16 protein-coding genes are annotated in these 18,690 nt (G+C 60.7%); 6 read left to right on the forward strand and 10 right to left on the reverse strand.

The window, feature by feature from the left end:
* Positions 1 to 74 precede the first annotated feature (74 nt).
* Positions 75 to 2,702 carry an alanine--tRNA ligase gene (gene alaS / locus ACJ8HT_RS03655; RefSeq protein WP_142109290.1) on the reverse strand — a complete coding sequence of 876 codons (2,628 nt, stop codon included), beginning with the start codon at positions 2,700 to 2,702 and terminating at the stop codon, positions 75 to 77.
* Between alaS and ACJ8HT_RS03660 the strand changes: the two genes are divergently transcribed.
* Positions 2,652 to 2,795, forward strand: coding sequence for a hypothetical protein (locus ACJ8HT_RS03660; RefSeq protein ID WP_162091232.1), 144 nt, complete (start codon positions 2,652 to 2,654; stop codon positions 2,793 to 2,795). The two genes, alaS and ACJ8HT_RS03660, sit on opposite strands and share 51 nt — an antisense overlap.
* A gap of 40 nt (positions 2,796 to 2,835) precedes the next feature.
* Here ACJ8HT_RS03660 and recX read toward each other — a convergent pair whose 3' ends face one another.
* From recX to pncC, 3 genes are all read right to left on the reverse strand, one after another.
* The gene (gene recX, locus ACJ8HT_RS03665) at positions 2,836 to 3,348 is read right to left on the reverse strand and encodes a recombination regulator RecX (protein WP_197652701.1); all 513 of its coding nucleotides are present in this window, start codon (positions 3,346 to 3,348) and stop codon (positions 2,836 to 2,838) included.
* A gap of 60 nt (positions 3,349 to 3,408) precedes the next feature.
* Complete coding sequence (gene recA / locus ACJ8HT_RS03670; protein WP_004932541.1) at positions 3,409 to 4,473, reverse strand: recombinase RecA; 1,065 nt, start codon at positions 4,471 to 4,473, stop codon at positions 3,409 to 3,411.
* A gap of 111 nt (positions 4,474 to 4,584) precedes the next feature.
* Positions 4,585 to 5,073, reverse strand: a complete 489-nt coding sequence (gene pncC / locus ACJ8HT_RS03675; RefSeq protein WP_197652702.1) for a nicotinamide-nucleotide amidase — start codon at positions 5,071 to 5,073, stop codon at positions 4,585 to 4,587.
* Positions 5,074 to 5,316: 243 nt separating this feature from the next.
* On the opposite strand from pncC, the gene ACJ8HT_RS03680 reads away from it, so the two are divergent.
* Entirely contained in the window at positions 5,317 to 6,696 is a 1,380-nt protein-coding gene (locus ACJ8HT_RS03680) for an MFS transporter (protein ID WP_049200345.1), read from the forward strand.
* 9 nt (positions 6,697 to 6,705) lie between these two features.
* Here ACJ8HT_RS03680 and chbG read toward each other — a convergent pair whose 3' ends face one another.
* From chbG to ACJ8HT_RS03710, 6 genes are all read right to left on the reverse strand, one after another.
* On the reverse strand, positions 6,706 to 7,467 hold the full coding sequence (chbG, locus tag ACJ8HT_RS03685) for a chitin disaccharide deacetylase (protein ID WP_197652703.1): 762 nt from the start codon (positions 7,465 to 7,467) through the stop codon (positions 6,706 to 6,708).
* 148 nt (positions 7,468 to 7,615) lie between these two features.
* Positions 7,616 to 8,464: a transcriptional regulator ChbR gene (gene chbR / locus ACJ8HT_RS03690; protein WP_060425318.1), complete on the reverse strand. Its 849-nt coding sequence runs from the start codon at positions 8,462 to 8,464 to the stop codon at positions 7,616 to 7,618.
* Positions 8,465 to 8,479: 15 nt separating this feature from the next.
* Positions 8,480 to 9,865, reverse strand: coding sequence for a glycoside hydrolase family 1 protein (locus ACJ8HT_RS03695; RefSeq protein ID WP_197652704.1), 1,386 nt, complete (start codon positions 9,863 to 9,865; stop codon positions 8,480 to 8,482).
* A 43-nt stretch (positions 9,866 to 9,908) separates the two neighbouring features.
* A complete protein-coding gene (gene chbC, locus ACJ8HT_RS03700) occupies positions 9,909 to 11,270 on the reverse strand; it encodes a PTS N,N'-diacetylchitobiose transporter subunit IIC (protein WP_197652705.1) in 1,362 nt (453 codons plus the stop codon).
* Positions 11,271 to 11,282: 12 nt separating this feature from the next.
* Positions 11,283 to 11,600 (reverse strand): PTS sugar transporter subunit IIB, encoded by a 318-nt coding sequence (locus tag ACJ8HT_RS03705; RefSeq protein WP_033641898.1) that lies wholly within the window; start codon positions 11,598 to 11,600, stop codon positions 11,283 to 11,285.
* 417 nt (positions 11,601 to 12,017) lie between these two features.
* Entirely contained in the window at positions 12,018 to 12,911 is an 894-nt protein-coding gene (locus ACJ8HT_RS03710; RefSeq protein ID WP_197652706.1) for a LysR family transcriptional regulator, read from the reverse strand.
* Positions 12,912 to 13,017: 106 nt separating this feature from the next.
* On the opposite strand from ACJ8HT_RS03710, the gene ACJ8HT_RS03715 reads away from it, so the two are divergent.
* The 4 genes from ACJ8HT_RS03715 to mutS all read left to right on the forward strand — a co-directional run bounded on the left by ACJ8HT_RS03715 (position 13,018) and on the right by mutS (position 18,689).
* Positions 13,018 to 13,818, forward strand: a complete 801-nt coding sequence (locus ACJ8HT_RS03715; RefSeq protein WP_049200335.1) for an SDR family NAD(P)-dependent oxidoreductase — start codon at positions 13,018 to 13,020, stop codon at positions 13,816 to 13,818.
* A gap of 12 nt (positions 13,819 to 13,830) precedes the next feature.
* Positions 13,831 to 14,802 (forward strand): aldo/keto reductase, encoded by a 972-nt coding sequence (locus ACJ8HT_RS03720; protein WP_197652707.1) that lies wholly within the window; start codon positions 13,831 to 13,833, stop codon positions 14,800 to 14,802.
* A 29-nt stretch (positions 14,803 to 14,831) separates the two neighbouring features.
* Complete coding sequence (locus ACJ8HT_RS03725; RefSeq protein WP_244664482.1) at positions 14,832 to 15,824, forward strand: Vgb family protein; 993 nt, start codon at positions 14,832 to 14,834, stop codon at positions 15,822 to 15,824.
* A 309-nt stretch (positions 15,825 to 16,133) separates the two neighbouring features.
* Positions 16,134 to 18,689 (forward strand): DNA mismatch repair protein MutS, encoded by a 2,556-nt coding sequence (gene mutS / locus ACJ8HT_RS03730; RefSeq protein ID WP_197652708.1) that lies wholly within the window; start codon positions 16,134 to 16,136, stop codon positions 18,687 to 18,689.
* Position 18,690 lies beyond the last annotated feature (1 nt).

Below are 18,690 nucleotides of genomic sequence, written 5' to 3' on the forward strand. Positions count from 1 at the left end.
ATTGTGTTAGCACAGTATGAAAACGCCATAATCAACAAAGTATTATGGCGTTTGTGCGTGCTATTTATTTATGTTCACAGCTTCGAGGCCACCCAGGCTTCTACGCTGTTTAACGCCGCTGGCAGGGCGTTGATATCCGTCCCCCCCGCCATCGCCATATCCGGGCGACCACCGCCCTTGCCGCCTACCTGCTGCGCCACGTTGCCGATCAACTCGCCGGCTTTCACGCGGTCAGTCAGATCCTTGGTCACGCCTGCAACCAGGCTGACTTTGTCATCAGCCGTCGTTGCCAACACGATGATGGCCGAACCCAATTGATTTTTCAGGTCATCCACCATGGTGCGCAGCATTTTGGCTTCGACATTGTCCAACTGGCTGACCAACAGCTTCACGCCGTTAACCATTTTTGCCTGGCTGGACAGCGACGCACTTTCCTGCGCCGCCTGCTGATCTTTCAGCTGCTGCAGTTCTTTTTCCAGCGCGCGGGTGCGATCGAGCACCGAGCGCACTTTATCGGTCAGGGTGTTGCTGTCGCCCTTAACCAGCTGCGCAACGTCTTGCAACAAATCGCTTTGCTGGTGCAGCGTGGCGATAGCGCCTGCGCCGGTCACCGCTTCAATACGACGAATGCCCGCCGCGGTGCCCGACTCGCTCAGAATGCGGAACAGGCCAATATCGCCGGTGCGGCTGGCATGAGTACCGCCACACAGCTCGGTGGAGAAGTCGCCCATGGTCAGTACGCGCACGTTGTCATCGTACTTCTCGCCGAACAGCGCCATCGCGCCCTTCTCTTTGGCATCTTCCAACGCCATCAGCTCGGTCTGTACCGGCAGGTTACGACGCACCTGCTGGTTCACCAGATCTTCCACCGCGCGGATTTGCTCCGGCTTCATCGCTTCGAAATGCGAGAAGTCGAAACGCAGATATTTGTCATTAACCAGCGAGCCTTTCTGCGCGACGTGGTCACCCAACGTTTGGCGCAGCGCGGCGTGCAGCAAGTGAGTCGCGGAGTGGTTCAGACGGATGCTGTTGCGGCGCTCAGCGTCGATCTGCGCATCCACGCGATCGTTCAGCTTCAGCGAGCCCTGCGCCAGTTTGCCCTGGTGGCCGATAGCCTGGCCGTATTTCTGGGTGTCGTTGACCACAAACTCTACGCCGGCGGCTTTCAGCACGCCTTTATCGCCGACCTGACCGCCGGATTCACCGTAGAACGGCGTCTCATCCAGCACCACCACCGCCTCTTCGCCGGCGTTGATCCGATCGACCGGCTGGCCGTCGCGGAACAGCGCGATGACAGTTGCCTGCTGCTCGTCGTGATCGTAACCGCTGAACTGGCTGCTGCCGTCCACGCGGATCAGGCTGTTGTAGTCGGCGCCGAAACCGCTGGATTCGCGCGCACGGCGGCGCTGCGCTTCCATCGCTTCTTCAAAGCCCGCTTCATCGACTTTCAGACCGCGCTCGCGGCAGACGTCAGCGGTCAGATCGACCGGGAAGCCGTAGGTATCGTACAGACGGAAAGCGGTTTCGCCGTCCAGGGTATCGCCCTGCAGCTTGGCCAGCTCTTCGTCCAACAGCGCCAGACCACGCTCCAGCGTGCGAGCAAACTGCTCTTCTTCGGTTTTCAGCACCTGCTCCACCAACGATTGCTGGCGTTTCAGTTCGTCGGCCGCCGGGCCCATCACTTCGATCAGTGGCGCCACCAGCTTGTAGAAGAAGGTGTCTTTCGCACCCAGCATGTTGCCATGGCGGATCGCGCGACGAATGATGCGGCGCAGCACGTAGCCGCGGTTTTCGTTAGACGGGATCACGCCGTCCGACACCAGGAAGGCACAGGAACGGATGTGGTCGGCGATAACGCGCAGGGATTTGTTGTCCAGATCGGTTGCACCGGTCACTTTTGCCACGGCGGCGATCAGGGTACGGAACAGATCGATTTCATAGTTGGAGTTCACATGCTGCAACACCGCCGCGATGCGCTCCAGGCCCATACCGGTATCCACCGAAGGTTTCGGCAGCGGCAGCATGGTGCCATCGGACTGGCGGTTGAACTGCATGAAAACGATGTTCCAGATCTCGATGTAGCGGTCGCCGTCTTCTTCCGGGCTGCCAGGAGGGCCGCCCCAGATGTGATCGCCGTGATCGTAGAAAATCTCGGTGCACGGGCCGCATGGGCCGGTGTCGCCCATCTGCCAGAAGTTGTCGGAAGCGAAAGGCGCGCCCTTGTTGTCGCCGATGCGGATAATACGCTCGGCCGGTACGCCGATTTGCTTCTGCCAGATGTCGAACGCTTCGTCATCGGTTTCATACACGGTGACCCACAGTCGCTCTTTCGGCAGGTTGAACCAGTTTTCACCGGTCAGCAGTTCCCACGCGTAGCTGATCGCGTCATGCTTGAAGTAATCGCCGAAGCTGAAGTTGCCCAGCATTTCAAAGAAGGTGTGGTGACGGGCGGTGTAGCCGACGTTTTCCAGGTCATTGTGCTTGCCGCCTGCGCGCACGCAGCGCTGCGAGGTGGTGGCACGGGAATAGGCGCGTTTGTCCAGCCCCAGGAAAACATCCTTAAATTGGTTCATGCCGGCATTGGTAAACAGCAATGTCGGATCATTGTTAGGCACCAGGGAGCTGCTCGCTACAACCTGGTGACCCTTACTATGAAAGAAATCGAGAAACGCTTGACGGATCTCAGCGGTGCTCTTGCTCATAATTTTCCTGGAAAGGCTAGAATAACGACACGTGAGCCGGTGACGCGTCATCCCGACGATGACAACCAGCTCACGAACAAAAAGTGGGGATAAGATAAATTTTCTTCAGAGGGAAGTAAAACCCCGTGTGCGCTCATTGCGCAAAATCACGGTAAATTGACTGAATTTCTTCCTGGAAGAAGCCGCGATAGAGCAGATAGCGCTGCACTTTGGCTTTCTCTTTCCAGTCGGTTGGCAACGCATCGCCAAATTTTCGCTGCGCCACCTGTTTCGCCTGTTCGCACCAGTCGATGTCGCATTCCGCCAGCGCGTCCTGCACCAGCGCTTTGTCGACGCCCTTTTGCATCAGTTCGCTGCGGATACGCTGCGCACCGTAACCTTTGCGGCTGCGGCTGCCGATGTAGCTGTGAGCGAAACGCTTATCGTCTAGCCAATTATGCTGGTAACAGTAGGCAATAACCTGCTCGATCAGCACAGGATCCACCGGCTCTTCAGCCACCGGCGATGATGCCGGCGCATGTGGCCCCCTGCCGCCAAAACGGGCTTTCGCCACAAACGGCTGCGCCGCAAGTTTGCGGCGCAGTTCAGCTTCACTATGATCGCGTTGCGACAGCAGGCGCATGGCGCGGCTTAGCAAGTCATTCATCATTCAAGCCTGAATTTATGGGATATGCGCCACACGAACGGCGGCGCATATCTTCAGCGATTAGAACTGCTCGCTGGTTTCCGCTTCGTCGTCTTCGAAGTCGTCACCGGAAGCGGCCACCAGTTCACCGCCGCTGTGCAGCAGCAGGTCACGCAGCTTCTTATCCAGCTCAGCGGCGATAGCCGGGTTTTCTTTCAGGAAGTTACAGGCATTCGCCTTGCCCTGACCGATCTTCTCGCCGTTATAGCTGTACCAGGCGCCGGCTTTTTCGATCATCTTGTGCTTCACGCCCAGATCGACCAGCTCACCACGGCTGTTGATGCCTTCGCCGTACATGATTTGGAACTCAGCCTGCTTGAACGGCGCAGCGATTTTGTTCTTCACCACTTTCACGCGGGTTTCGCTACCCACCACTTCGTCGCCCTCTTTGATGGCGCCGATGCGGCGGATATCCAGACGCACCGAAGCGTAGAACTTCAGGGCGTTACCGCCGGTCGTGGTTTCCGGGTTGCCGAACATCACACCAATTTTCATACGGATCTGGTTAATGAAGATCAGCAGGGTATTGGCGTTTTTCAGGTTGCCGGCCAGCTTACGCATCGCCTGGCTCATCATGCGTGCCGCCAGGCCCATGTGCGAATCGCCGATTTCACCTTCGATTTCCGCCTTCGGCGTCAGCGCCGCCACGGAGTCGACGATGATGACGTCAACCGCACCGGAGCGGGTCAGCGCATCACAGATTTCCAGCGCCTGCTCGCCGGTGTCCGGCTGGGAGCACAGCAGGTTGTCGATATCGACGCCCAGCTTTTTCGCATAGATAGGATCCAGCGCGTGCTCGGCATCGATGAACGCACAGGTTTTGCCTTCGCGCTGCGCAGCGGCGATCACCTGCAGCGTCAGGGTGGTTTTACCGGAGGATTCCGGGCCGTAGATTTCAACGATGCGGCCCATCGGCAGGCCGCCGGCGCCCAGAGCGATATCGAGTGACAGTGAGCCGGTGGAGATCGTTTCCACGTCCATGGAGCGGTCTTCACCCAGGCGCATGATGGAGCCTTTGCCGAACTGTTTCTCAATCTGGCCCAGTGCCGCAGCTAACGCCTTTTGCTTGTTCTCATCAATAGCCATTTTTGCTCCTTCGTTTCGCAATGCCGGTGTTACCCCACACTGCCACTGAATGTATGTTGTGCAGGAAATGTCACTAATTATACTGTATAGTCATACAGTATCAAGCCTAATTTACAAAAATTCGTCGATGGCGGTTTGCAGCGCGAAAATCGTCGCCTGCAGCCGCACCGCGTCGCGGTCGCCCTCGAATTGCATCATGCGCGACAGCCCCCGGCCATCGCTGCCGGCGAAGCCGAACCACACGGTACCGACCGGCTTTTCCGCGCTGCCTCCGTCCGGGCCGGCGATGCCGCTCACCGATAGCGCCAGATCGGCCTGCGCCGCCCGCAGCGCCCCTATCGCCATCTCGCGCACCACCTCTTCGCTGACCGCGCCGTGCGCCGCCAACGTGGCTTCTCTCACCCCTAACAGGTCATGCTTCGCCGCATTGCTGTAGGTGACGAAACCACGATCGAAATAGGCGGAGCTGCCGGCGATATCGGTAATGGCCTTGGCGATACCGCCGCCGGTGCAGGATTCTGCGCAGGTGATCCAGCGGCCCTGCTCCTTCAGTTTTTCCCCCACCAGCACGCTGAGCCGGCGCAGTTGGTTTTCACTCATAACCTCTCCCTCGCGAATTCAGGTATATGCGCCTGATAGTAGCATTTATCAAGGCGATGCGGCGGCCGACGCGTGGAAATGCGCAGCGCCTCGCAGGAGGTGCAGTTTTAAGCGCCCGGCCAAGCTGCTAGTATCAAAAGAAGCGCCCCAGCGAGCGGCGGCGCACCAGCACAAGGAACATCACGGAGGCAGCACGCTGCGGCGGCGGCCTCAGGGCGCACCAGAAGAGATTAGGATGATAGCGTGAAAAAAACGTTGGGCGTATTCTTGCCGTTGTACACCACCACCCTGCTGCTGCTGTTGGGCTCGGGACTGCTCACCACCTACGTCTCGCTGCGGCTGGCCTCCATCCACGTCAGCAGCGCGCTGATCGGCGCCATCATCGCCGCCAACTACATCGGGTTGGTGATCGGTGGCAAGGTCGGCCACTTTCTCATCGCCCGCGTCGGGCATATCCGCGCCTACGTGGCCTGCGCCGGCATCATTACCGCTGCGGTGCTGGGGCACGGCCTGACGGAGTTCATTCCCGCCTGGGTCGCGCTGCGCCTGGTGATCGGGCTGTGCATGATGTGTCAGTACATGGTGCTGGAAAGCTGGCTGAACGACCAGGCGGAATCCAACCAGCGCGGCATGGTGTTCGGCTTCTATATGGCGGCGACCTATCTCGGCATGTCGCTGGGCCAGATCGTGCTGATGCTGCAAAGCAACCTGGGCATCACCACGCTGCTGGTGATCGCGCTGTGCTTCGCGCTCTGTCTGGTGCCCATCGCCCTCACCACGCGCACCAATGCGCGCCACATGTCGCCGGCGCCGATGGAGCTGCGCTACTTTGTCGGCGCCATTCCCAAGGTGCTGGCCACCACGTTGGTGATCGGCATGGTAGTGGGCTCGTTTTACGGGCTGGCGCCGGTCTATGCCAGCCTGCAATCCTTAACCACTCAACAAACCGGCCTGTTCATGGCACTGGCCATCTTCGCCGGACTGGTGGCGCAGTTCCCACTCAGTTGGCTGTCAGATCGCTATAGCCGCCCGTTGCTGATGCGACTCAACGCTATTTTCCTGATCGTGGCGGCGCTGCCGCTGGCGCTGCTGCCGCACATCGATTTCCCGCTGCTGCTGGCGGTGGGCTTTGTCGTCAGCATGCTACAGTTTACGCTCTACCCGTTGGTAGTGGCGCTGGCCAACGATCTGATTGAGCCGGAGCGCCGCGTCTCACTGGCCGCCTGCCTGCTGATGGCGTTCGGCGTCGGCGCCAGCATCGGGCCCTTGGCGGTCGGCGCGCTGATCGAGCCGCTTGGCGGTAATATCCTGTACGCCTTCTTCGCCCTGTGCGGCGTGCTGCTGGCGGCCCTTAGCCGCACGGCGAAAGCGGAGGAACCTCAGCTGGCGCAGGACGCACCGGTGCCGCATATTCCGCTGCCGGACAGCCTCGCCAGTTCGCCGCTGTCGCCGGCGCTCAATCCGACCTTCGATGAGCAGATCATTCACGACACCATGCCGCCGCCGGAAGCGGCGCCCGATGTCGACGAGCCGCAGCCCGAGGAACAGGAGGCGGAGCCCCTGCCTCAGGGGGCCGATCCGCAAGAGGATACCGGCCTGAAAAAGGCGCACGCCATGCTGTAAACGGCAGCGCTACAGATCCAGGAAGGAGCCCAACATGAAACCGCGTTCGGCGATCGCCGCTTTCAGCGTCGGCGCGGTCAACACCTCCAGCTCGACGAGGCGCGGGTGACAATATTTGCTCTGCAGGATCGTCGCGTCGAGGAACGCCGGGTGGCACATCATTTCCAATGACTCGGCGCCCTGCTCGTCGGCGCGCGTCAACCGCTGCAGGAACAAGGCTTCGGAAATCATTTCACCGTAGAATCCCGCGTCAAACGCGTCGGTGCTGCAGGGCGTCTGCAACGCAATATCGCGCCGTTTCGCCTCTTCGCGATCGAGACGCAGCGGCAGACCCTGTGCCTGCGCAAACGCCTCCACCAGCGGGTAAATCTGCGGCTGCATATGCACATGGTGGTGGCTGTCGATGTGCGTCGGCGGCCTGCCGAACAGCGTCACAAACCGCGCGAACTGGCGCTGCAGTTCCTCCTGAATCTCGTCCAGCTGCAGCTCGCCGGCCTCGGCGCGGCACCACAGCCATTTACCCAGTTCGCCATGCTCGTTGACCAGCGAAGGCATGGCGCCCAGCGGCCTGCCATGGGTCAAAACGAAATGCAGCCCAATCGGCAGCCCCGGATATTGCCGGCTGAGCGCCGCCGCGTGCTGGGCGCCGCCGCCGTTCACCATCGCCGTGGTAGAGGAAACCACGCCATGCTGATACGCCTCGATGACGCCGTAGTTTTGCCCCTTGCTCAGGCCGAAGTCGTCGGCATTCACGATCAGTAGTTTTTCCATAATGGCTCCCGCGAGATGGATTTTTGGCAAGGGAAGCCCGACCGACCGACGCAGCATTCCCCTTCGCTAAGGTAAAAATCGAATGATTAACCGGCCGGCGGCCTGAAGCTCATCGGCATATCGGCGTTGATACTGATCGGGAGCGGCCCTAAAGAGGGCCGTAGCACTTTTTTCGGTAGTTGCCTGGGGTCACGTCGGTGAGCCGCTTGAAGTTCTTAATGAACAGGCTGACATCGCCATAGCCGGAATCAAAGGCGATATCGGAAACCGAAGAGTTGGTGACCTCCAGCTGCGTCTTGGCGAAATTGATTCGGATCTCATTGATCACCTGCATCGGCGTCTTATGGTAGTAGCGCCGCATCGCCCGGGTCAGATACTCCTGAGTCTTCCCCGACAGCGCCACCATGTTCGCCAACGCCCTTTCGCCGAACATCGCCTTGTCATGCATGCCGGCCAGGGTGTTCTTCAGCCACTGCGGGATATCATCGCCGCCGTCGTTTTCTTCCTTATAGTGACGAATGCGGCTGATCACATAGAAAGTCAGCGTTTCGAGAAATTCGGCGAAATCATCCTCGCGAAACTGCGGCGAACTCACCACCGATTCGATATAGGCCAAAAACTCGCTCCTCAGGCTGTAGGCCTGCGAGGCGACGAAGCAGCGCGGCAGCTGCTGCAAATAGTGCTCTTCAAAGAACGCTTTGCTGACCGCCACATTGAAGATTTTCGTCGCGCCGAACTCGTAAAAGCTCTGGTGGTAGGAGCCGATAGGGATAAAGACGAAATCCCCGCGTTCCAGCAGCACCCGCTTGCCGTTGATCTCCTGGTAGCACTTGCCGCTCAGCACGATGGTGAACTCGTAATAGTCGTGCTGATGCAGCCCGGTGGCGCTTTCCACCTTGTTGTAGATAAACAGGTGAAAATCTTTGCAGTTAAAAAAATCCTGCTCGCGAATCAGCTTCACGTCGTTCGCACTCAGCGAAATTCGGTTGTCGGACACGGCGCCGGCCTCCCGTTAGTCAAATCCGTTGCGTCTGGCCGCCTCGGCAAACCAGTAGCCGCTTTTCTTGATGGTGCGGCGCTGATCCGCCCGATCCAGCCGCACCAGCCCATAACGATTTTTGTAGGCGTTCAGCCAGGACCAGCAGTCGATAAAGGTCCACAGATGATAGCCTCTGCATTGCGAGCCTTCCGCCAGCGCGCGGTGCAGCCACTTCAGGTGCTCGCGAATAAAGTCGATGCGGTAATCGTCCTCCACCCGCCCATCGGCGCCGATAAACGCCTCTTCGCCCTCAACGCCCATGCCGTTTTCCGAAATATAACAAGGCAGATTGCCGTAGTTCTCTTTCAGATCCATCAGGATGTCGTACAGCCCCTTTTCGTAAATCTCCCAGCCGCGGTGAGGATTGATTTTGCGGCCCGGCATTGCATAGTAACTGAACAAATCCTCCGGCGATGCGATCGGCCCCTCGGCACGGCGCCCCGCTTTCGCCTGCACCCTGCGCGGTTGGTAATAGTTGACGCCGAGGATGTCCACCACGCCGTCTTCAATCAGCTGCGCATCTTGCGGCTCGCAGTGGGGCATCAGCCCATGCCGCTCCAGCAGCTGCAGCAACGCCGCCGGATAACGCCCTTTGGCGACCGGATCGAGGAAACTGCGGTTGAGCAGCAGATCGGCGTCGTGCGCGGCCTGCCGATCCTCCGGCGCGTCGGAACGCGGATAGGTCGGGCTCAGGTTCAAAATGATGCCGATATTCCCCGGCAGCTCCCGCGCTCTGAAACGCTGCACCGCCATGGCATGCGCCAGTACGCTGTGATACGCCACTGTGACCGCCCGTTTGAAGTCCACCACGCAAGGGTAATGCAGGTCATTCAGGTAGCCGGCCTCCACCGGCACGATCGGCTCGTTGAAGGTGAACCAGTGGGTGACCCGATCGCCAAACAGACCGAAACAGGTATCGGCGTAACGCGCATAGGCTTCGACCACCGCCCGGTTTTCCCAGCCTCCGCGCTGCTGCATGCACAGCGGCATATCGAAGTGGTAGAGATTGATAAACGGGGTGATGCCCTGCGCCAGCAGCTCGTCGATCATCGCGTTATAGAAGGCCAACGCCTGCGGGTTCACCTCGCCGTCGCCGTCCGGGATCAGCCGCGACCACGAGATCGACGTTCTAAAGGTATTGTGGCCCAGCGTTTTGAGCAGCCCGATATCGGTGCGGAAATGGTCGTAAAAGGTCGAGGCCTCGGCCGGCCCCACCCGATCGTGAAAGCGCTCGGGCGCGATCTCGAACCAATAGTCGAAGATGTTGCGGCTCTTGCCGTCCCGCACGGCCGCCCCTTCAGACTGCGGCGCGGAGGTGGCGCTGCCCCACCAGAACCCGTCGGCAAATTGATATTCCATACTCGCGTCCCTCGCGGGGCGGCCACGCCGCCCCGTTCCACTGTTAGAATTTCAGCGCCTTGGCGATGTCTTCTTCGCTTTCCGTCGCCGCGTCGATCTGGCTCTGCGCTTTGTTGGAGATCGCCACGAACGGCAGATAAATCACGGTGGCGACCGCCAGGTTGAACAGGCTCAGCAACAGGGCCATGATGCTGCCGTTGGTGTTGAAGAACGCCCCCAGGCCGACCGGCATGGTCCAGGGCGCAATGTTGGTGATAGGCGGGATCAGCCCGGAGTAATAAGCCAGCGAGGTGATGATGGTCAGCACCGGCTGCACCAGGATGAACGGAATGAACATCACCGGGTTCATGATAACCGGCAGGCCGAACAGAATCGGTTCGTTGATCTGGAAGATGCCGGACGGCGTCGCCAGCTTGGCGACCTGGCGGTAATCTTCGCGGCGCGAGGCGATGAAGATGGCGATGATCAGGCCCAGCGTCGAGCCGGTGCCGCCGAGGTAAATGTAGGAGTCGACAAACGGCTTCGCCCACATGTGGAACTCTTTCCCGGCGGCCACCGCCGCTTCGACCGAACCGTATTTGTTGTACAGTTCCACGTTTTCCAGCGCGAATGGCGTCATGATGCCGCTGTCCAGCGCCGCCAGCGCCATGGAACCGTGCACCCCAAAGAACCACAGCAGCGAGGAGAACAGCACGTACACCCAGCCCACCACGCTGCCCATCTTGGCCAGCGGCGCCGAAATGCCGTCCATGATGATCTGGTGGAAGTTGGTGTCCCAGTGCGCCAGCGCGAACGCCACCAGCCCCATGATGGAGAGGATGATGAAACCGGGGATCAGCGCCGAGAAGGAGCGCGACACCGAAGCCGGCACGCTGTCCGGCAGGCTGATCACCCAGTTGCGCCGCACGATAAAAGCGAACATCTCGGCCACCACCAGCCCGATCACCATACCGGAAATGATGTTGGCGCCGCCCAGCCAGTTGGCGCCTACCGCATAGGCCTCGCCGACGTTAAACGGCGTGACGGTCATAAAGGCCGCCACCGCCAGCAATGCCGAGGCCAACGGATCGACCTTGCGCTCTTCGGCCAACGCCATGCTGATAAAGAACGGCGTCATCAGGGACATGATCCCCAGCGTACCGTTGTAAACGCTGCCGCCGATGCTCTTCAGGCCGTTCAGCGTCTCGATGGTGGAGGCATCCAGGCGCACGCCCAGCGAATAGAAGAACGATCCTTCGCCGAAGCTCAGGAACACATTGTTGATCAACACGAACATCGCCCCGGTCAAGGTCAGCGGCATCAGGCGGATAAAGCCGTTCTTGATGGCGTTGACGTGGGGCTGCTTACCGATTTTTACGGCGAAAGGCAGGATAACCTTCTCGAGCGAGGCAATGAGGGTATTCACGGCGGCCTCCTGTTATTGATTGGCTTTCTTGATGGCGGCCACCGCGGCCTTCAGCACCCCCAGCCCATCGACCTTGCCGTACAGTAGCGGATCGATGACTTCAACAGGTTTGTTGGGCAGCTGTTTTTGCACTTCCGGCAAGGTGTAGGCGATCTGCGGCCCCAGCAGGATCAGATCCGCTTCAATGCCTTTCTCCGCGGCCAGCGCCTCCGGATAGGCGGCGATGATCACCGGTACTTCGTATTTCTCGGCCTGCGCCTTCATTTTTGATACCAACAGGGAAGTGGACATACCGGCAGAACAAAACAGATAGATTTTTTTCTTTTCCATACCAAGCACCTCAGATAATCAAAAAAACCCGTGTTATTTGTATGCCAGATGCAATCACGATTGCTTCACGCACATTCCTTATGAAAATTTCCGTCACGTTGCCCTGGTTGCAGACAGTATACGGAGCATGAAAAACGGATCGGTAAGCCAGCGGGGATAATAACCGTCTCTCCTTGACCTGCTGGCTTGACCCTCTTCACATTTCACATAAAAAAATAGTGTGACCGGGCTCTCAAATAACCGATAAAAACTCGGAATATTCGCAATAAATACTCAAATATCAATTATAAACATCCGGTTATAAACTCGCCGGGAATTTAAGGGATTATTTGCGCCCGAACAAACGAAGAGGGAATAAAAATAGTTCAAGCTTGATTCACTTACTTGCCATCCGAACGCGATGGCCGGTAAAGAAGATTAGGTGGGCAGACGCAGCAACTCGATCACCGTGGTCAGCGCCACGGAATGATTCCTGCGGTTGGGATAATAGAGGTAAAAACCGGGAAACGGCGCGCACCAGTCGGCCAACACCCGCCGCAGCCGCCCGCTCGCGAGGTGTTCTTCCACCTCCTGTTCGATGGCGAAAGCGATGCCGACGTGCGCCAACGCCGCCTGCAGCAACAGCCTGGCGTCATCCACGATAAGCGGGCTGTTGACCGCCACGGAAAATCGCTGCTCGCCCTGCTGAAATGCCCATTTGTAGCGCTCGCCCGAAGAGGCCTTGCGCCAACCGATGCAGTGGTGCTGCAGCAAATCCTGTGGATGCGTCGGCTCGCCGTGCCGTTGAAAATAGTCCGGCGTGGCGACGATGGCAAAACGCAGATCCGGCGTCAGGCGCACCGCACGCATATCGTTGTGCAGATCCTCGCCGAGCCGAATACCGACGTCAAAGCCTTGCTCGACGATGTTGGCAAACCCTTCGTCCGCCACTACCTCCAGCGTAATGCCGGGGTACTCGCTGGCCAACCGCCCCAGATGCGGCACGATGGCGAGATCGATCGCCGAACGCGGCGCGTTGATGCGCACCAGGCCGCGTGGCCCTTCGCGAAACGCATTCAGGCTCTCCAGCGCGGCGTCGATGTCGGTAAAGGCCGGCACCAGCTGTGCCAACAGATGCTCACCGGCCTCCGTCGGCGAGACGTTGCGGGTGGTGCGGTTCAGCAGGCGAATGCCCACCTGCGCTTCCAGTTCGCGCAGGGTGTGGGTCAGCGTCGGCGGCGTCACGCCCAGTCGGGCGGCGGCGCGGCGGAAGCTGCGTTCACTGGCGATAGCCACGAAGGCCGCCAGGCCGGACAATTCGGGTTTCTTCATGCTATTAATATAAATTATCTAATAGTGAGATGAATTTTTAGCGGATAGTTATCCGTCATCTAACAACATAGCATTGCGATCGAACCCATTACCAGGTATCGATGCGATGATTAATACTACAGCTCCAACTCATGAAACGCCGCGCCGTCTGGCTGACAAAGTCGTGCTGGTAAGCGGCGGCGGCACCGGTATCGGCCGCGCAGCCGCGCTGGCCTATGCCCGCGAAGGCGCAAAAGTGGCGCTGGCCGGCCGGCGTGCGGCGGAAATCGAAGCCACGGCGCGCGACATCGCGCTCGCCGGCGGCGACGCCCTGCCCATCGTGGCCGACGTCTCCCAGGAAAACGACATCCGCAGGCTGCTCGCCACGGTGACCGCCCACTACGGCCGGCTCGACGTCGCCTTCAACAACGCCGGCATCATCGGCAACTTCGCCCCCATCACCGAACAGAGCAGCGAGGATTTTGACCGCGTGATCGCCATTAACCTCCGTGGCGTCTGGCTGGCGATGAAATACGAGATTGAAACCTTCCTGGCGCAGCATTCAGGCGGCGTGATCGTTAACACCTCCTCCTGGCTGACCCACGGCGCGCTCGCCGGCTCATCCAGCTATTCCGCCAGCAAAGGCGCGCTCGATGCGATGATCCGCGCGGTGGCGCTCGAATACAGCGGCCAGGGCATCCGCGTCAACAACATCAACCCCGGCATCATCGACACGCCGATGGCGCGCGGCAGCGTGGCCGACAGCGCGGCGTTCGCGCCCTTTATCGCCCACACGCCCGCCGGCCGCCTGGGCGAATCGGAAGACATCGGCGATGTGGCGCTGTGGCTGGCGACGGACGAAGCCCGTTTCATCACCGGCCAAAGCCTGCTGGTGGACGGCGGTTACACCATCGCCGGCATGCGCTGAGGAGACGACGCCATGAACTACGTTCGGCTTGGCGACAGCGGCCTGCAGGTATCTCGCCTCTGCCTGGGCTGCATGACCTACGGCGAGCCGGCCTGGCGGCCCTGGGTACTGAAAGAGGATGAAACGCGCCCCTTTATCCGCGAGGCGCTGGAGGCGGGCATCAATTTTTTCGATACCGCCAACATTTACTCCGGCGGAGAAAGCGAGCGCATTCTCGGCCGTGCGCTGAAGGCGTTCGCCCGCCGTGAAGACGTGGTGATCGCCACCAAAGCCTACTTTCCGATGGACGCGCAGCCGAACAGCCGCGGGCTGTCGCGCAAGCACCTGCTGCACAGCGTCGACGCCTCCTTGCAGCGGCTGGGAACGGATTACCTCGATTTGTTCGTACTGCACCGCTTCGACACCGCAACGCCGATCGAAGAAACTGCCGACACCCTCGACGGCCTGGTGCGGGCGGGCAAGATCCGCTATCTCGGCGCGTCTTCACTGCACGCCTGGCGCCTGATGAAAATGCTGGCCTTTCAACGTCAGCACCGCCTGGCGCCGTTTATTTCGTTGCAAAGCCAATACAACCTGGTGACGCGTGAAGACGAAGAAGAATTGATCCCGCTGTGCCTGGAGGAAGGTCTTGGCCTGACGCCCTGGTCGCCGCTGGCCCGCGGCGTGTTGGCCGGCTCCGCCAGTGGCGGCACGCTGCGCGCCGCCACCGACGAACAGGCGCCCCGTTGGTACGGCGGCAGAAACGAGGTGGAATGCACCGTCGCTGCCGTAGCGGAGGTGGCGGCCGCGCGCGGCGTTCCACCGGCGCAGATCGCGCTGGCCTGGCTGTTGGCCAAACCCGGCGTGGCGTCGCCGCTGGTGGGCATGTCCAAGCCACACCATCTGCAGGATGCGCTGGCGGCGCTCGACCTCAGGCTATCGCCGGAAGACATGGCCGCGCTGGAGGCGCCAATGGCACACGCTGCCCGCCCCGAGCGCTGGTAGCCCCCTTTCCCTCATTCCCGGAGAGAAACATGTCATACGCTGTTACCGCGCGAGCGGCGTTGTTCACCCTCGCTGCCGCATTCACCCTTAGCGCACCGGCGCAGGCCGCCGTCAGCGCAGACTGCACAGAAAGCAGCATAACGCTGCCGCCCGGCGCACTTTACCCCAACGGCATCGCCCGCGCGGCGGACGGTACGCTGTATGTCGGGCTGATCACCAGCGGCAACGTGCTGCGCAAACGGCCGGGTCAGGCGTGGGAAACCTTCTTCCCCGGCGCTGACACGGTGTTCGCCTCAAACGCGCTGCGGCTGGACGAACGGCGCGGGCTGCTGTGGGGGAACTCGCCGGACTTTCTCTCCGGCGGCAAAACGCGCGCCAACCGCATCTATGCGCTGAACGTCGCGGATGGCACCCTCAACCGCAGCCTGGCACTGCCGGCGGGGGAAATGGGCAACGATATCGTGCTCGGCGCAGACGGCACGGTGTACGTGACGGAAACCCGCGGCGGCGGCATCCTGCGCCTGCGGCCGGGCGAAGCGGCCTTCAGTACGCTGTATCGGGATCCGCAATTGGCGGCTCCCAGCGGGTTGGGGGCCGCCGGGATCGTGCTGCTCGACGACCGGCTGATGGCAGTCGCCAATTTCGGCACCGGTAAGCTCTACGCCCTCAGCTATAACGATCCAAAGCCGCAGCTGACGGAAATGCAGCTGCCGCGCCTCATCGAAAACCCGGACGGGATGGAGTTGGCACCGGACGGCGCGCTGATCGTGCTGGAAAACGGGATCCAGAGCGGCCAGGGGCGGATCCTGCGGATCCCTTCCCCCAAGGCGGCAGGCATGCACCGGATTGAGATCTTGCGCGAAGGCATGGAATCGCCGGTCAACCTGACTATCACGCCACAAGGCTGCGCCTTCGTCAGCGAATCGCGCATCCGCCACCGCCTGCTGCCCGGCCATGAAACCGAAGTGCCCGACAGCTTCCGCCTCTATCAACTGCCTTTGCCTCTCACCGCCGCGCAATAACCTTTCCACCACCACTGCGGGCGGCGACTTGCGTTGTTGCCCGCAGGCGAACAACAATCTCGCTGCGTTACAAACCGGCCTTGCGCAGCGCTTCCCATTTTTACCTGTGACAGCCGATTGCCCGCTAGGCTAGTATAAGCGTCTGTGCAAACCTCGGGTTTGAGCGCGCCGTCTGGCGTGTTGATGATTTGATTTGCGCCGCCCGGCAAGCGCTAAAGGGGGCGGCGCCTGCTGAAACAATGTGATAGCGAATGATGACAATGAAAATCACAGTGACCTTTACATTCAATGGATTGGAAAAATAATCGCATGAATAGCACCGATAAACTCGATTCGCACACGCCAATGATGCAGCAGTACCTGCGCCTCAAGGCCCAGCATCCTGAAATCCTGCTGTTCTACCGCATGGGCGACTTCTACGAGCTGTTTTACGACGACGCCAAGCGCGCTTCCCAACTGCTGGATATCTCGCTGACCAAACGCGGCGCCTCGGCGGGTGAACCGATCCCGATGGCCGGCGTGCCGCACCACGCGGTGGAGAACTACCTGGCCAAGCTGGTGCAGCTCGGCGAGTCCGTCGCCATCTGCGAGCAGATCGGCGATCCGGCCACCAGCAAAGGGCCGGTCGAGCGCAAAGTGGTGCGTATCGTCACCCCAGGCACCATCACCGACGAAGCGTTACTGCAAGAGCGCCAGGACAACCTGCTGGCGGCGATCTGGCAGGACGCGCGCGGCTTCGGCTACGCCACGCTGGACGTCAGCTCCGGCCGCTTCCGCGTCGCCGAGCCGCAGGATTTGGAAACCATGGCTGCCGAGCTGCAGCGCACCAATCCGGCCGAGCTGCTCTACCCGGAAACCTTCGAACAAATGACGCTGATCGAACAGCGCCACGGCCTGCGCCGCCGCCCACTGTGGGAATTCGAGCTTGAGACCGCGCGTCAGCAGCTCAACCTGCAATTCGGTACCCGCGACTTGACCGGTTTCGGCGTCGAGCAGGCTCACCAGGCGCTGCGCGCCGCCGGCTGCCTGTTGCAGTACGTCAAAGATACCCAGCGCACTTCGCTGCCGCACATTCGCGGCCTCACCATGGAGCGCCAGCAGGACGGCATCATCATGGACGCCGCGACCCGTCGCAATCTGGAGCTGACGCAAAGTCTGTCCGGCGGCAGCGACAACACGCTGGCGGCGATCCTCGATCGCACGGTCACGCCGATGGGCAGCCGCATGCTGAAACGCTGGCTGCACATGCCGACCCGCGATATCAAGGTTCTCACCGCTCGCCAACAGGCGATCGGCGCATTGCAGGAGCTGTTCGCCGATCTGCAGCCTTCGCTGCGCCAGGTGGGCGATCAGGAGCGAATTTTGGCGCGCCTGGCGCTACGCACCGCGCGGCCGCGCGATCTGGCGCGCATGCGTCATGCTTTCCAGCAGCTGCCGGACATCCGCGCGCTGCTGCAAGACGTGGACACCCCGCACGTGCAGCAGCTGCTGTCACAGGTAGGCCAGTTCGACGAGCTGCGTGAGCTGCTGGAACGCGCGGTCATTGAATCGCCGCCGGTGCTGGTACGCGACGGCGGCGTGATTGCCCCCGGTTACAACAGCGAACTGGACGAATGGCGCGCACTGGCCGACGGCGCCAGCGACTACCTCGACCGGCTGGAGATCCGCGAGCGTGAAAAGCTGGGGCTGGATACGCTCAAGGTCGGTTTTAACGGCGTACACGGCTACTACATTCAGGTCAGCCGCGGCCAAAGCCACCTGGTGCCGATCCACTATGTGCGCCGTCAGACGCTGAAAAACGCCGAGCGCTACATCATCCCGGAATTGAAAGAGTACGAAGACAAAGTGCTGACCTCCAAGGGTAAAGCGCTGGCGATCGAGAAAAGCCTGTACGACGAGCTGTTCGATCTGCTGCTGCCGCACCTGGCGGAACTGCAGCAAAGCGCCGCCGCACTGGCCGAGCTGGACGTGCTGGCCAACCTGGCCGAGCGCGCCGATACCCTGAACTACGCTTGCCCAACCATGAGTGAACAGCCGGGGCTCCGCATTACCGAAGGCCGCCACCCGGTGGTAGAGCAGGTGCTGAGCGAGCCGTTTATCTCCAACCCGCTCACCCTGTCGCCACAACGCCGCATGCTGATTATCACCGGCCCGAACATGGGCGGTAAAAGCACCTATATGCGGCAAACGGCGCTGATCGTGCTGATGGCGCACATCGGCAGTTACGTGCCGGCCACCAAGGCCACCATCGGCCCGGTGGATCGCATCTTCACCCGCGTCGGCGCGGCGGACGATCTGGCTTCCGGCCGCTCCACCTTCATGGTGGAGATGACCGAAACCGCCAACATCCTGCACAACGCCACCGAGCACAGCCTGGTGTTGATGGATGAAATCGGCCGCGGCACCTCCACCTACGACGGCCTGTCGCTGGCCTGGGCCTGCGCCGAGAACCTGGCCAACCGTATCAAGGCGATGACGCTGTTCGCCACCCACTACTTCGAGCTGACGACCCTGCCGGAGAAAATGGAAGGCGTGGTCAACGTGCATCTGGACGCGCTCGAACATGGCGATACCATCGCCTTCATGCACAGCGTGCAGGACGGTGCCGCCAGCAAAAGCTATGGCCTGGCGGTCGCCGCGCTGGCTGGCGTGCCGCGCGACGTCATCAAGCGCGCCCGTCAGAAGCTGCGCGAGCTGGAGTCTATCTCCAGCCACACCGCCTCGGGCAGCGTCGATGCCACCCAGATGACGCTGCTGCAGGAAGAAACCTCGCCGGCAGTAGAAGCCCTGGAAGCGCTGGATCCGGATTCCCTGTCGCCGCGCCAGGCGCTGGAATGGATCTACCGGCTGAAAAATATGGTGTAGT

Origin of the sequence: Serratia sp. CY44782, assembly GCF_052168715.1 — a bacterium.
Classification (GTDB): Bacteria; Pseudomonadota; Gammaproteobacteria; order Enterobacterales; family Enterobacteriaceae; genus Serratia; species Serratia nevei.